General features: G+C 43.3%; 7 protein-coding genes and 4 pseudogenes. 1 reads left to right on the top strand and 10 read right to left on the bottom strand.

Features of this window, described 5'->3' with window-relative positions; translation table 11 throughout:
• Positions 1-59 precede the first annotated feature (59 nt).
• From HMPREF0027_RS01260 to HMPREF0027_RS01215, 10 genes and pseudogenes are all read right to left on the bottom strand, one after another.
• Entirely contained in the window at positions 60-893 is an 834-nt protein-coding gene (locus HMPREF0027_RS01260) for a cysteine ABC transporter substrate-binding protein (protein WP_005621487.1), read from the bottom strand.
• 86 nt (positions 894-979) lie between these two features.
• A pseudogene (locus HMPREF0027_RS01255) lies at positions 980-1,711 on the bottom strand (amino acid ABC transporter ATP-binding protein).
• Positions 1,712-2,368 (bottom strand): annotated as a pseudogene (locus tag HMPREF0027_RS01250) (amino acid ABC transporter permease). It lies immediately after the preceding pseudogene.
• Positions 2,358-3,018: pseudogene (locus HMPREF0027_RS01245) on the bottom strand (amino acid ABC transporter permease). The pseudogenes HMPREF0027_RS01250 and HMPREF0027_RS01245 overlap by 11 nt, the downstream one beginning before the upstream one ends.
• 129 nt (positions 3,019-3,147) lie before the next feature.
• Positions 3,148-3,791, bottom strand: a pseudogene (locus tag HMPREF0027_RS01240) (YagU family protein).
• A 212-nt stretch (positions 3,792-4,003) separates the two neighbouring features.
• Positions 4,004-4,810, bottom strand: a complete 807-nt coding sequence (locus HMPREF0027_RS01235) for a heme ABC transporter ATP-binding protein (protein WP_005621476.1) — start codon at positions 4,808-4,810, stop codon at positions 4,004-4,006.
• Entirely contained in the window at positions 4,807-5,793 is a 987-nt protein-coding gene (locus tag HMPREF0027_RS01230) for a FecCD family ABC transporter permease (protein WP_005621474.1), read from the bottom strand. The genes HMPREF0027_RS01235 and HMPREF0027_RS01230 overlap by 4 nt, the downstream gene beginning before the upstream one ends.
• Positions 5,786-6,619, bottom strand: coding sequence for a heme/hemin ABC transporter substrate-binding protein (locus tag HMPREF0027_RS01225; RefSeq protein ID WP_005621472.1), 834 nt, complete (start codon positions 6,617-6,619; stop codon positions 5,786-5,788). The genes HMPREF0027_RS01230 and HMPREF0027_RS01225 overlap by 8 nt, the downstream gene beginning before the upstream one ends.
• A 16-nt stretch (positions 6,620-6,635) precedes the next feature.
• Positions 6,636-8,873: a TonB-dependent receptor domain-containing protein gene (locus HMPREF0027_RS01220; protein ID WP_005621470.1), complete on the bottom strand. Its 2,238-nt coding sequence runs from the start codon at positions 8,871-8,873 to the stop codon at positions 6,636-6,638.
• Between the two features lie 31 nt (positions 8,874-8,904).
• Positions 8,905-9,747 carry a ChaN family lipoprotein gene (locus HMPREF0027_RS01215; RefSeq protein ID WP_005621468.1) on the bottom strand — a complete coding sequence of 281 codons (843 nt, stop codon included), beginning with the start codon at positions 9,745-9,747 and terminating at the stop codon, positions 8,905-8,907.
• Positions 9,748-9,944: 197 nt separating this feature from the next.
• Between HMPREF0027_RS01215 and purL the strand changes: the two genes are divergently transcribed.
• Positions 9,945-13,841, top strand: a complete 3,897-nt coding sequence (purL, locus tag HMPREF0027_RS01210; RefSeq protein ID WP_005621466.1) for a phosphoribosylformylglycinamidine synthase — start codon at positions 9,945-9,947, stop codon at positions 13,839-13,841.
• The last annotated feature ends 106 nt before the right edge of the window (positions 13,842-13,947 follow it).

Below are 13,947 nucleotides of genomic sequence, written 5' to 3'. Positions count from 1 at the left end.
TTTAGTCCAACTTTTGGGGGGCAGATCATCTTCGGGCTTTTTTTTGTAAAGAGAACGGATTATTGTGCGAGTAACTCAGGTTTATCACCGTAAACCGGTACTAAGGTTTTTTCATAAGCCGCTTTTAATTTGCCATTCGCTTTTAACTCGGCAATTTCTTTATTGATAACCTCTAGCAATGCTTGATTGCCTTTTTGTACCGCTGGGGCAATTTGTTCCGCCAGACCGACACTGCCGATTGCCACGTCAAAGGTTGGGTTTTCTTTCGCCCATGCCCAGACTAACGCGTTATCGTGTGCTAATGCTACACCACGCCCGTCTTTAAGCGCGTCAAAGGTTTCTGTGTTTTGGTCGAATTTTAACAGATTGATCTCAGGGTGATTTTTGGTGAAATACGCATCGCCAGTCGTCCCTTTATTGACTAATAAAGTTTTGCCTTCCAACTGTTTGAGGTCGGTAATTAACGCCCCTTTTGGTGATACCACACCTAATGCCACATTCATATACGGCGCGGCGAAATCTACCACTTCAGCACGTTCCGGTGTTTTGGTAAAGTTAGCTAAAATCAGATCAACTTTATTAGATTTTAAATATTTGACACGGTTTGCCGCTTCGGTCAAAACAAATTCCACTTTATCCGGACTACCGAGTAAGTCGTTAGCGATCTCTTTGGCAATTTCCACGTCAAATCCTTGGCTTTTACCGTTGGCATCGACATAGCCGAACGGAGGTTTATCGCCGAATACACCGATACGAATAACGCCGTTTGCTTTAATTTGTGCAACGCTATCTTGAGCGGACGATGGCGCATTATTCCCATTGTCACATGCCGTTAAGGCAAAAGCGGCAATCGCGGTTGCCAGTAATGTTTTTAATGTTGTGTTCAGTTTCATAAAATGCTCCTGTTTAAAATCGTTGCTCGGCTAGAAGCCGTATTTTGTAAAAATTTAGCGAAATTTAACCGCTTGTATATCGCAAATTAATAGTGCATACCGGTTAAGAACTGTTTAGCTCGCTCGGTTTGCGGTTGACTAAAGAATTGATGCGGCGGCGCTTGTTCGATAATCACACCTTTATCCATAAAGACAATCCGATCCGCTACTTTTTCGGCAAAGTTCATTTCGTGAGTGACGATTAACATCGACATTCCTTCTTCCGCCAGTTCTAGCACCACATCTAACACTTCTCGCACCATTTCCGGGTCGAGTGCTGCAGTAATTTCATCGAGTAAAATTACTTTCGGATTCATACATAAGGCACGTACAATCGCAATACGTTGCTTTTGACCACCGGATAATTCTCGAGGAAAAGCGTTTTTGCGATCTAACAAACCGACACGAGCAAGTAATTTATCCGCTTGGGCTTCAACTTCCTAACGTGAACGTCGTTGCGCTTTGATCGGGCCTAATAAAATGTTCTCGATCACATTTAAATGCGCGAATAATTCATAGCTTTGGAACACCATACCGACTTTTTGACGAGAGGCTTCCCAGCTTAAATCTTTGCCGAATTCGCCGACATCTTGCATTACAATGCTGCCGCCTTGTTTTTCTTCCAAGCCGTTTATGCAGCGCAATAAAGTGCTTTTACCACAACCGGACGGGCCTAAAATGACAACCACTTCACCTTTGGCTAAATCCAAATCTAAATTGGGAATAGCGATCGTTTCGCCATATTTTTTCTGTAAATTACGGATAGAAAGTAACGCCATTTAGCTCTCCCATTTGTGTTCTAAGCGTGTTGCAAGCAGTGACAACGGGTAACAAATCAGAAAATATAATCCATAGACAAAAAAAGAGGCGCTAGGGTTCGTCAATAACGCATTCTCAATGATTTGTTGTCCGACTTTAACCATTTCGAACACACCGATTAAGGCGGCGAGCGAACTGGTTTTTACCATACGGGTAAACGGATTAATTGCCCGCGGTAATACTCGGCGTGTACCTTGTGGTAATTCGATATATTGAAAAATTTGCCAACGATTTAGACCTAATGCTTTTGCGGATTCGATTTGATATTTTTCAATCGAGGCTAATGCACCTCGTACCAAATCGCCCATTTCGGCAACACCCCATAAGGTAAATACCCAAATACATACCCAAAAACCGCTGATATGCAGATTAAACTAAGTAGATAGTCCGAAGTAGAGCGTAAATAACCACACTAAGATCGGCACTATACGAATAGTTTCCAGATAAAAATGACAAACAGCACGTACAAAAACATTATTTGCTCGCATCAATAAGCCGAATAGCGTACCGAATACTAATGAAAAACCAACCGAAATAAATGAAATCTGGGCGGTTAGCCATAAGCCTTGTGCGAGTCTAGAGGCATTTTGCCCTTCAAATAACCAATCAAACCCCATATTTTGCACTCCGAGCCTTATTTTCAAAGTGGCGAGCTAACAGTGAAATCGTCCAATAAAATCACTAAATAGCTGGCGAATAATAAGAACAAGGCTTCGTTGGTTTTGTAGTCCATACCGATAATATCTTTGGTGACAAACATTAATTCCGCCACAGCAACCGCGCTGATCACGGAGGTTTATTTAATTAAAAACAGTACATTTGCACCGATCGCCGGAATGGATACCGCCCATGCTTGCGGAAAAATGACATAGGGAAACACTTGAAAACGGTTTAGACCAATCGCTTTTGCCGCTTCAGTTTGCCCTTTCGGTACTGTAAGTAAACCGGCACGTAACGCTTCCGCCATATAACTTGTCCCAAGAAAAACTAAGGCAATAATACCGCAGGTAAAACCGTCCCATTTAATGCCGATTTTCGGTAAGCCGTAATAAAGAAAGAAGAGTTGAATCAACTGAGGGGTATTACGAGATAATTCGATATAACCGCGCGCCAACCGGTTAAACGGTTTCACGTGATAAGCGGTAATCACAGCGATTAATAAGCCGAAGATTAATGACAGCAAGATTCCCCAAACTGAAAGCCGGAGAGTAATGATTGCCGCGTCAATAAAGCGTGGAATCGCATTAACAACGTAAGACCAATTCATAGTAAGTAGTAGGTGAGGTTAAGACAAAAAGCTTAAAAAACTGATAAGAATTTTGGATCGAATTAAGTAGAAATGGAAAGGCTCAGAAGCTATTTTTTTATAACTTTTTGGTTGAAACAAGTGTTTCGATTAGCGGTGCGGTTGTTCTAAAGGAATTTCCGCATCCGGCTCTTTGGTAATACGGTTACGTAAACCACGACGAATTACCTCGATTGTCCAGAACCAGAAGATATGACCAACTAATTCAGAGATGTGTTCATATAAAGGCCATTCTGCTACCGGTGGTGTTAAACCTAATGCTGGGAATGTAATGTTGTATACACAGATATTTGCGATGATACCTGCACCAATACCTTGCCAGAATTTAATTTTCGGGAGCACTTCCGCCACTAAGCAGTAACCGATAGCGAATACTAATGAGAAAATCATGTGTGTTACACCGATTGAGTTAAACGGGTGATCCGCAAAAGTAAATGCTACGGTGTTATAAGGGTCGATACCAATGTAATCACGCAAGAAAACTGCCGGTGGGTTTAATACCGCACGCGAACATTGTGCTAATGCGCCTTCCATTGCTAATGAACCTGAATTTAACGCATCTAAAACAGGTTGTGGATAAGCCGCTTGGAATAAATCGATCGGGCTACGTGGTGGGAATGGATGTTCTGCACCCCATTTTACGAATGCTGAAATAATGCCAGCGATGATACCGATGAAGATACCGCTAAGCCGTAACGACGACGATTTGGATTTGTTTGTTCAAAAAGACCCATACTAATAATCCTATAAACGAAAATTAAGATGAAATTGAGTTTATTTCATTTCTGAAACGACGTTTCAGAAATATGGTTCTCCATTCTCCACTTAATTAATATAAATTGCAATCTAATTTACCTCCAAGGAAGTAGAATAAGCGGAATTTTTTCAAAATTTAAAAAAATTCCGTTTATATTTAATTTTAATATCTCTTAGTTGTTACAATTTTTTAACGTAATAGCATTACTTGCGGGGTTGAATGAATACAGTGAGATACGATCGCCACTTCCGAACGATACCATTTTGCAATATTTGCTTGATTTATGACTGCTTGCGGGCTGCCCTGCACCTGAATTGTTCCTTCAGCCAATAACATTAATCGATCACCATAAAGTGTAGCGAGATTGAGATCATGAAGAATGGCGCAAACCGTTAAACCTCGTTCATCACAGAGCTTGCGTAATAAACGCAAACAGTGTTGTTGATAGTGTAAATCAAAAGCGGAGGTTGGCTCGTCTAAAAACAAGATTTTACCCCGCATATCCGGCTGCCAGAGCTGCAATAACGCTCTAGCCAGTTGAATGCGTTGTTGCTCGCCACCGGATAAATAACGATACTGGTGGTTCAGCAACGATTGGCATTCGGTTGCGGTCACGACTTGTGCTATATCCGTCTCACTAATATGGCGTTGATAGCTGCCCATTCGGATCACTTCTTCCGCCAAAAACGGAAAGTTGATTTGGCTGTGTTGTTGCATCACTGCTCGCTGATGCGCTAATGCAAGCGGTCGAAAATCGGCTAAATTTTGCTGATTGAACTGAATTTCGCCTTTGGTTAACGGTAAATAGCCGGCAAGCAAACGCAACAGGGTAGATTTTCCTGCACCGTTCGCACCGATTAATACACTGATTTCACCAGCTTTCAGCGACAAGTTGACCGATTGTAAAATAATGCGTCCGTCAATCTGATAAGCCAATTGTTTGGCGCTTAATACCTCGGATAAGCGGTCAAATTCTGCGGATTTTTTGCAAATCATCTGCCTTCCTTATATTTAATTACCAACCATAAAAAGTAGGGCGCACCGAGAAAACTGGTTAGCATTCCCACCGGAATTTCCGCCGGTGCAACCATGGTACGAGCTAAGGTATCCGCCCATAACAATAGGATTGCACCACATATGGCGGAAGCGGGGATAACCCAACGATGATCGGCACCGAATTTAAAACGTACTAAATGTGGAATCACCAAACCGATAAAACCGATCGCACCACTGACCGCTACCGCACAACCGACTAATAATGCACCGCTTAAGACCAACGCTTTTTTTAAAAGTATGACATTCACGCCTAAATAATGCGCTTCTTCCTCGCCGAGCTGCAGTAAATTGAGTGAGCGGGCGAGTGTTAAGGCAAAACAAGCGGTCGGAATCATCACACAACTTGCAACTATCAGCGGTTTCCATTGCGCTTGTCCGAGACTGCCCATCGTCCATAAACTAAATTGGCGTAATTGTTGGTCATTGCTCACATAAGTCAAAATCCCAACCAAGGAAAAACAGAGAGCGTTAACGGCAATCCCTGCCAATAACAATTTATTCACCGAAGCTTGTCCTTGATATCCCAACCAATAAATCAGCGTAGCGACCAACATACTGCCGCTAAAGGCGACTAACATTGTGCCGTATAATAGCCATTGTTCCGGTAGAATATTTGGCAGCAAGATAAACAGCGCTACAGCTAAAGAAGCTCCGCTATTCACGCCGATTAATGCCGGATCCGCCATCGGATTGTGAAACAAACCTTGAAATAACGTACCGGCAATCGCTAGCCCTGCACCGACTAAAATGGCGAGTAAAATGCGAGGCAGTCGGATGTTGAGCCAAATTTGCCATTGGCTATCATCAAAAGTGAGTTGCCATAAATCACGCCAAGTAATCGAGAGGGCGCCAAGGTTGGCTGCAAGAATAGCGCTACATAACAGTGCGAAGCCGAGAGCAACTAACCAAATTGTTTTAGTCATGTTGTACCTGTTCTGCGGCTTGGCGCATTTTTAACAATTCGGTCGGTGTCGTTAGCGAGAAACCAAGAACGGCTAAATCATCTAGTACGATAACATTTTTCTTTTTAGCCGCAGGCGTTAGCGACATACCGGGCAACGCCCAGAGTTTGTCTATTGAGCCTAAACTTTCCAAACTCATTTTCGTCAGCACTAACAAATCCGGACGAGCGGCAATCACACCTTCTTGTGAAATCGGTGAAAAACGGATACTGTTTTGCATCGCATTGGTGGCACCGATTAAGCGAATGGCGGTATCCGCTACGGTATTTTTGCCTGCCGCCATATAATTCGAACCCGCATGATTTAGGATAAATAAAATACGGACATCTAGAGGCGAATTGGAGATGGCTTTTAGCTCATTTGCAAAATTTTCAGCTAATTTAGCCGCTTGTTGCGGTTTATTTACCAAGTTTCCAATTAGCTGAATTTTACGAATAACACTGTCCGGTGAGTACTCAAATGGCACTCGTTCAATCGTAATTCCAGCGCTTTTAAGCTGCTCAAATACGGCGGAAGGTTGTGCTACCTCGGAACTAATCACCTTGGTCGGTTTGAGAGCTAGAATACCTTCTGCATTTAGTTGGCGCATATAACCGACATCCGGCAGTTGTTGTGCGGCAAGCGGTGCAATACTGGTGCTGTCTCGCCCGACAAGCGTCTGTTCGGCACCCAATGCGTAGATAATTTCAGTGACATCACCACCGATACTGACGATACGTTCTTGTGCAATCGCTTGGTTTAAGCCGATACAAGTGGTTAAAAAAGCTAAAATTTTTACCAATTTCATTTTTATCTCCTCTCACTTAGAAACGGATTTCCGCCCCTGCCGTGTATGTTCTGCCTCGTACAGTATTGCTGAATTTATACAGCCCGGTGTCATCATCGTAATCTTCATGGGTGGAAGAGTTATATGAATTTAGTGCATCTAGATAGTTTTTATTCATCAAGTTTTGGATACCGGCTTTTAAGGTTACGTGTCGGTTTAACTTATAGTTGGCATAAAAATCGACAATTAACGGAATTTTCGGTAGTCTTTCAATCAACACTTTGCCGTCCGAATCAACACCTTCGATATGAACTCGATTCGCTTTACCGGTATATTTGAAAGTGGTAGCGAGCGTCAGTTTTTTCTCCAGTAATCGAGTGCCGAGTTCTAAGGTTGCATGATCTTTCGGTTGCACTGTATAAGATTCCGTACCAAATCCACCGAAAATAATGGCACCGACAGAAGTTGGCTGTGTGGTTGCGCTACGAGTGTAGGAAAAATTAGTAAAGAATTGTCCCGCGTCGTAATTGAGCTCGACTTCCCAGCCCTTGCTTTTTACTTTGTTGGGTGCATTGACATAAAGTTGTGCCTGCAGCGAACCGTCCGCCGCATTTAAATTGTTGCATAAGCGGTTGCCGCAGCCGTAAAAAGACTCTTTGAAAATATAGTCGGTAATATGCGAGTTAAAATAAACTGCTTTTAGCCCTAATATATCGTTTCCAGTGAATAATTTATCTTGAGTGATATTAAAACCGGCTTGCGTGGTTTTCGCACTTTCCGGACGCAAGAAAGGATTCACACTTAAACCGTTTCGGTTGGTATCAAACATCTCTTGTACATTCGGCACACGAGTAGTCTCAGCATATTCAATAAAAGGCTCGAACCAAGCGGTCACTTTTGCCGATAAATTTACCGATGGATCAGCGGAGCTGTATTTACGATTGATGTTTAAATGCCAAGAAGGAAGGCAATATATCGCATCATCCGTATCACATTCCGGTTTATCGCCGGTTAAGCGATAGTGCGAGTGGCTGGCGCCGGCTTTAAGGGTAAAAATGCCAGCCTCAAGCGCAGTGTTCCAGTAGAATGATTTGATTTTTTGCTTACCTTGCGGCGCAAAAGCGCTATTTGCCACTGCACCGCTATTATTGTTTTCATTAAGCGGCAAGTGGCGCACATATTTATTATTGAAGAGGCTAAAGCCAAGCGCTAAATCTAAGTTGCTATGCCCAAAATCGAATTTCGCATTATTGTGTATATCGAATGTATTGGAACGATTTAGAGTTGCTGCATCATTAAGCGTCCAGAGCGTAGCACCTTGGTTATAAACCTGCGATGTTCTGCTGTTAGAAGCGAGCAAGTGTACATTTAGCCACGGATGCGCATTGTATTTTGCTTCAAGCGCATTGGTGTAGCTGTCAATTTCTCGCCCGGCAATATTGTTATTATAAACACGGCGAGAGACTTTTAATTCACTGTTTTGCTCCGGCTTTAAAGCGATTTTGGCTAAATAAGAACGAGGTTGTTGATCGAGTCCGCTCAAATAATTGGTTTGTTCCGAAGAAGAGCCGTCACCACGTTTATAATTTTGCGATAATTTGTGTTTGCTCAGAGCAAATAAACCGCTGAGACTGCCTGATTGTGCAAAATTGTCTTTTGCCGCAACTGCGAGCATTCCGTTGCGACCTAAACCGTTCGAGCCGATATTTAGTTTAGTTAAAGCACCGATTTTACGGTTTTCTAAGAGCACATCTTCTGCATCAATGGTTTTAAAATTTGCACTGCCTATTAATGCGTTCACCCCAGCAGCGCCGTCCGAATGCCCTTTAGAAACATCCACACGGGTCAAAAAGTTTTGGTCGATTAACGCCCCGAATTGGCTCATTGGTCCGTTTCCCTCATGGAATTTTCCGCCTCCATTTGCTGATGTACCTAATTGGGTTTGCGGTACGCCGTCCACCATCATATTCACACGCCCTAAGCCAGTTATATTACGAATATTCACGCTTACCGCACCTTGACCCGGGTCGATTTGCGTATAAGCGCCGGCAATCGAACGCACCACGCTATCGAGATTTTGCATTGCATTTTCGCCGATATCACGGCTGCTTGCCGCCCCGGCTTTACTGTATGATTCGAAATTCGCATTAGTTTGGTTTTTTTCTAATACGTAAACCGGATCGAGTGTCAGATTTTGTTCCGTTGCCATACTCGCTAGGCTTGAGATACCGGCGAAACCGCCGATGAAGAACGGGCTCAAACGATTTAATTTCATTCATTCTCCTTAATTATGGTTGTTATAAAAATTACTCAGTTAACCAAACGTAATCGGCTTGTTGTAGCGTGATGGCTGCAGCTTCCGAACGCTGGCTTTTGAGCATAATTGAAATGGTTTTCGCTTTGTTTTTGTGGTCAAAGTCTTGTAAATGAAGCGGTACGCCGAGATCTTTGCGTACGTGATTATTACCCGCCGCCAAGAGGGCATAAGCGGTCGAATTTGGCGTATTTTTTACCAACATTTCCGCCATACGGCGGTCACGAAATTGCTGTACGGTAACCGCTTTTTCTAAGATGTTTGGTGGCAACGGGTGATGCGCTTGAATTAATTGCGCCAACTGGGTTCGAACTTGTGGTGTCACAGATATTGAGCCTCGTAACGGCTGCGCTCCGGCATATAAGGTTTTGATCTCAGCCTCAGTTAAATTAGCGGCAATTAACGGTGTCGCTGAAGACAAACGACTAACGATTAAGTCTTGATATTGATGCCAATCCCAGTGTTTCCAGCCGATTTGTGCCGGAATTTCTTCGGCGAATAACGCTGTTTGCTGTTGTTGCAATTGATTAATTTGCACTTGTTGATCGACCGAGAGCATTTCTAGCACTACCGCCGCAAGCGGTCTTTTTTGCTCTAATTTTTGCATCAGGTAAGCTTCAATTTGGTGATGAACCGGCTGATCGTGTTCTTCACCGAGCAACACATAGGTGTAAGCGGGGAGTCGTTGTAGCAATTCCGATAGCGTAAGGTGCTGTTGCGTGCTTAAATCGACAATGTTGCCAAGTGAGTGTAATTGTTGTTCTGAAAGTGGTTTATGAGCGCAACCAAATAAGAAAATGCTCGAAATGAGTAATAATGAAAATTTCTTTAGCATATAAAATCATTGTATGATAATAAAAATGATTTGTATTATATTTTTAATCTAGAAAATTTCAAGAGAACGCTCGGAAAATTTCTGGGTAAATAAAATCTGATTTTCGTGTTGTTTGAATAAAATTTTGCAATGCAAACGTTTGCGTTATCCGCTATAATGGCAGAGAATTTTTTTATTTCTCAAATACGGAATCAACAATGATTGTACAAACCTTTCGTGGCTCTCCTGCCCTCTCTGAATTTCGTCTTAACCAATTCCAAACCAAATTCCAACAAAATGCGTTGCCGGTAAAATCGGTCTATGCGGAATATGTGCATTTTGTCGCTTTAAACGCTGAACTTAGCGCAGCGCAAACCTCTGAAATTAAAGAACTTTTACATTACGGCCCGACTCTTGCCGAACACGAGTCGACCGGTTTTTGCTTAATTGTGACCCCTCGTATCGGTACCATCTCTTCATGGTCTCCAAAAGCGACTGATATTGCACACAACTGTGGTTTACAAGCGGTAAATCGTATCGAACGTGGTTTAGTTTACTATTTTGAATTCAGCGCAGAGCCGACAGCAGCACAAATCGAAACCTTAAAAGGTTTATTACACGACCGTATGTTAGAAACGGTGTTAGATAACGAAGCGCAAGCGGCGAATTTATTTGCTCAACAAGAACCGAAAGCGTTCACTACCGTGGATATTTTAAACGGCGGTCGTAAAGCGTTAGAAGAAGCGAACGTGAATTTAGGTTTAGCGTTAGCCGATGATGAAATTGATTATTTAGTCGAAAATTTCACCGCTTTAAATCGTAACCCAAACGACATTGAACTTTATATGTTCGCACAGGCGAACTCAGAACACTGCCGCCACAAAATCTTTAATGCGGACTGGACGATTGACGGTCAAAAACAAGAAAAATCATTATTCAAAATGATTAAAAACACCTTCGAGAAAACCCCGGATTACGTGCTTTCAGCTTATAAAGATAATGCAGCGGTAATGGAAGGTTCAAAAGTCGGCCGCTGGTTCCCGGATCAAGACGGTCAATACCGTGCGCATCAAGAAGATGCTCATATCTTAATGAAAGTGGAAACCCATAACCACCCGACTGCGATCTCGCCATTCTCGGGCGCAGCAACCGGCTCTGGCGGTGAAATTCGTGACGAAGGTGCAACTGGTCGCGGTGCAAAACCAAAAGCAGGTTTAACCGGCTTCTCGGTTTCTAACCTTGTTATTCCAAACTTTGAACAGCCGTGGGAAAACCCGCTTTCAAAACCGAATCGTATCGCTTCGGCACTCGATATTATGATCGAAGGTCCATTGGGCAGTGCGGCATTTAACAACGAATTCGGTCGTCCGGCGTTATTAGGTTATTTCCGTACTTATGAAGAAAAAGTAAACAGCTTTGCCGGCGAAGAAGTGCGTGGCTACCACAAACCGATTATGCTCGCAGGTGGTATTGGTAATATCCGTGCCGAACATGTGCAAAAAGGCGAAATTCCGGTCGGTGCGAAATTAATCGTACTTGGTGGTCCGGCAATGAACATTGGCTTAGGCGGCGGTGCGGCTTCGTCCATGGCTTCAGGTAAAGCAAAAGAAGATTTGGATTTTGCTTCGGTACAACGTGAAAACCCAGAAATGGAACGTCGTTGCCAAGAAGTGATCGACCGCTGCTGGCAGTTAGGCGAAGATAGCCCGATTCTCTTTATCCATGACGTAGGTGCGGGCGGTTTATCTAACGCAATGCCGGAATTAGTTCACGATGGCGATCGTGGTGGTAAATTCGATTTACGTAAAATTTTATGTGACGAAAAGGGTATGTCACCGCTTGAGATTTGGTGTAATGAATCGCAAGAGCGTTATGTATTAGCGGTTGCACCGGAAAAATTAGCGTTATTTACAGAATTATGTGAGCGTGAACGTGCGCCGTTTGCAGTGATCGGTGAAGCGACCGAAGAGAAACACTTAACTCTTAAAGATGATCATTTCGACAATAACCCGATTGATTTACCGATGAACGTGTTACTCGGCAAAACACCGAAAATGCACCGTGACGTTTCGTCAAAAACCGTTGAAAATCAACCGCTTGATAGCCAACAGATCCAATTAAAAGAAGCGCTACATCGTGTGTTACGTTTACCGGTTGTCGCAGAAAAGACCTTCTTAATCACTATCGGTGACCGTTCGGTAACCGGTATGGTGGCACGTGACCAGATGGTTGGCCCATGGCAAATTCCGGTAGCGGACTGCGCGGTAACCACGGCAAGTTTAGACAGCTACTATGGTGAAGCAATGTCGATGGGCGAACGTGCGCCGGTTGCTTTATTAGATTTCGGTGCGTCTGCACGTTTAGCAGTGGCAGAATCGATCACCAATATTGCTGCAACTAATATCGGTGAATTAAAACGTATTAAACTTTCGGCAAACTGGATGTCGGCGGCGGGTCACGAAGGTGAAGATGCTGGTTTTTATGAAGCGGTAAAAGCGGTTGGTGAAGAGCTTTGCCCTGCGTTAGGTATTACGATTCCGGTAGGTAAAGACTCAATGTCAATGCGTACTACGTGGGAAGAAAACGGTGAGCAAAAATCGGTAACTGCACCGCTTTCATTAGTGATTTCGGCATTCGCTCGTGTGGAAGATGTACGTAAAACCGTTACACCACAGCTACGTACCGATAAAGGCCTATCAAGCCTATTATTAATTGACTTGGGTGAAGGTAAAAACCGTTTAGGTGCAACCGCATTAGCGCAAGTTTACAAACAACTTGGCGATAAACCGGCGGACGTTGTGAATGTAGAAAGCCTCAAAAACTTCTTTAATGTAATGCAAACCTTGGTGGCGGAAGACAAATTACTTGCTTACCACGACCGTTCGGATGGTGGTTTAATTACTACTCTTGCGGAAATGGCGTTTGCCGGCAACTGCGGCGTAGAGATTGATATTTCAGCGTTAGGCGATGACGATTTAGCGGTATTGTTCAATGAAGAACTTGGTGCGGTTATTCAAGTAAAAGATGCGGATTTAGCTCGTGTGCGTGAAGTATTAAATGCACATAATTTACTGGGCTTAACCAAAGATTTAGGTACGGTACACGAAGACGATCGTTTTGTGATTAGCCGTGGCAGCCTCAAACTTCTTAACGAAAAACGTTCGAAATTACGTGGAATTTGGGCGGAATTAACCCACCAAATGCAACGTTTACGTGATAATCCAGAATGTGCGGATCAAGAGTTTGAAACCAAAAAAGACCCGAATAACAAAGGGTTATCGACTTTCTTAACCTATGATGTTAACGAAGATATTACCGTACCGTTTATCAATAAAGGCGTGAAGCCGACTATTGCTATCTTGCGTGAACAGGGCGTAAATAGCCATTACGAAATGGCGGCAGCATTCGACCGTGCTGGCTTTAATGCGATTGACGTACATATGTCAGACTTAATGGCTGGCAGAAGAAACCTTAAAGATTTCAATGTGTTAGTTGCGTGTGGTGGCTTCTCTTATGGTGACGTACTCGGTGCCGGCGGTGGTTGGGCGAAATCGATTTTATTCAATCCAATGTTGCGTGAACAGTTCAGCCAATTCTTTGCCAACCCGAACACGCTTGCATTAGGTGTATGTAACGGTTGCCAAATGGTTTCAAACCTAGCGGAAATTATCCCGGGTACAGAAAACTGGCCACGTTTCGTGCGTAACAAATCGGAACGCTTCGAAGCACGTGTCGGCTTAGTAAAAATCAACGAAACCAACAGCCACTGGTTCCAAGGTATGGCAGGTTCACATATGCCGATTGCTGTTTCACACGGTGAAGGTCAAGTGGAGTTCAAATCGGCACAACAACTTGCCGGCTTAATCGCACAAAAACTTGTAATCGCACAATATATCGATAACAACTTACAACCGACAGAAGTTTACCCGGCTAACCCGAACGGCTCGGTAAACGGCATCACCGCAATTTCAAACACAGACGGACGTGTAGCCATCATGATGCCACACCCAGAACGTGTTTACCGCGCAGTCAGTAACTCATGGCACCCAGAAGACTGGACAGAAGACGGGGCGTGGATGAGATTGTTTAGGAATGCGAGGGTGGTGTTGGGGTAGGTAAAAATAAAGTGATTAAGTCTGATTTATATCTTAAAGTTCTAGAGGTATTATATGAATAATAATAATGTTATTAAAAGTGAAGTAATTGTAAATAATTTAGGGG

It is taken from the genome of Actinobacillus ureae ATCC 25976 (assembly GCF_000188255.1).
In the GTDB taxonomy this organism is placed as follows: domain Bacteria; phylum Pseudomonadota; class Gammaproteobacteria; order Enterobacterales; family Pasteurellaceae; genus Actinobacillus; species Actinobacillus ureae.
This window is presented reverse-complemented; position numbering and strand designations above follow the sequence as displayed.

What these genes read in the sequence shown, in the direction of transcription:
- HMPREF0027_RS01235 (WP_005621476.1), bottom strand. Translation starts at nt 4,810, where the DNA reads ATGATTTGCAAAAAATCCGCAGAATTTGACCGCTTATCCGAGGTATTA.
- HMPREF0027_RS01225 (WP_005621472.1), bottom strand. Translation starts at nt 6,619, where the DNA reads ATGAAATTGGTAAAAATTTTAGCTTTTTTAACCACTTGTATCGGCTTA.
- HMPREF0027_RS01230 (WP_005621474.1), bottom strand. Translation starts at nt 5,793, where the DNA reads ATGACTAAAACAATTTGGTTAGTTGCTCTCGGCTTCGCACTGTTATGT.
- HMPREF0027_RS01220 (WP_005621470.1), bottom strand. Translation starts at nt 8,873, where the DNA reads ATGAAATTAAATCGTTTGAGCCCGTTCTTCATCGGCGGTTTCGCCGGT.
- purL (WP_005621466.1), top strand. Translation starts at nt 9,945, where the DNA reads ATGATTGTACAAACCTTTCGTGGCTCTCCTGCCCTCTCTGAATTTCGT.
- HMPREF0027_RS01215 (WP_005621468.1), bottom strand. Translation starts at nt 9,747, where the DNA reads ATGCTAAAGAAATTTTCATTATTACTCATTTCGAGCATTTTCTTATTT.
- HMPREF0027_RS01260 (WP_005621487.1), bottom strand. Translation starts at nt 893, where the DNA reads ATGAAACTGAACACAACATTAAAAACATTACTGGCAACCGCGATTGCC.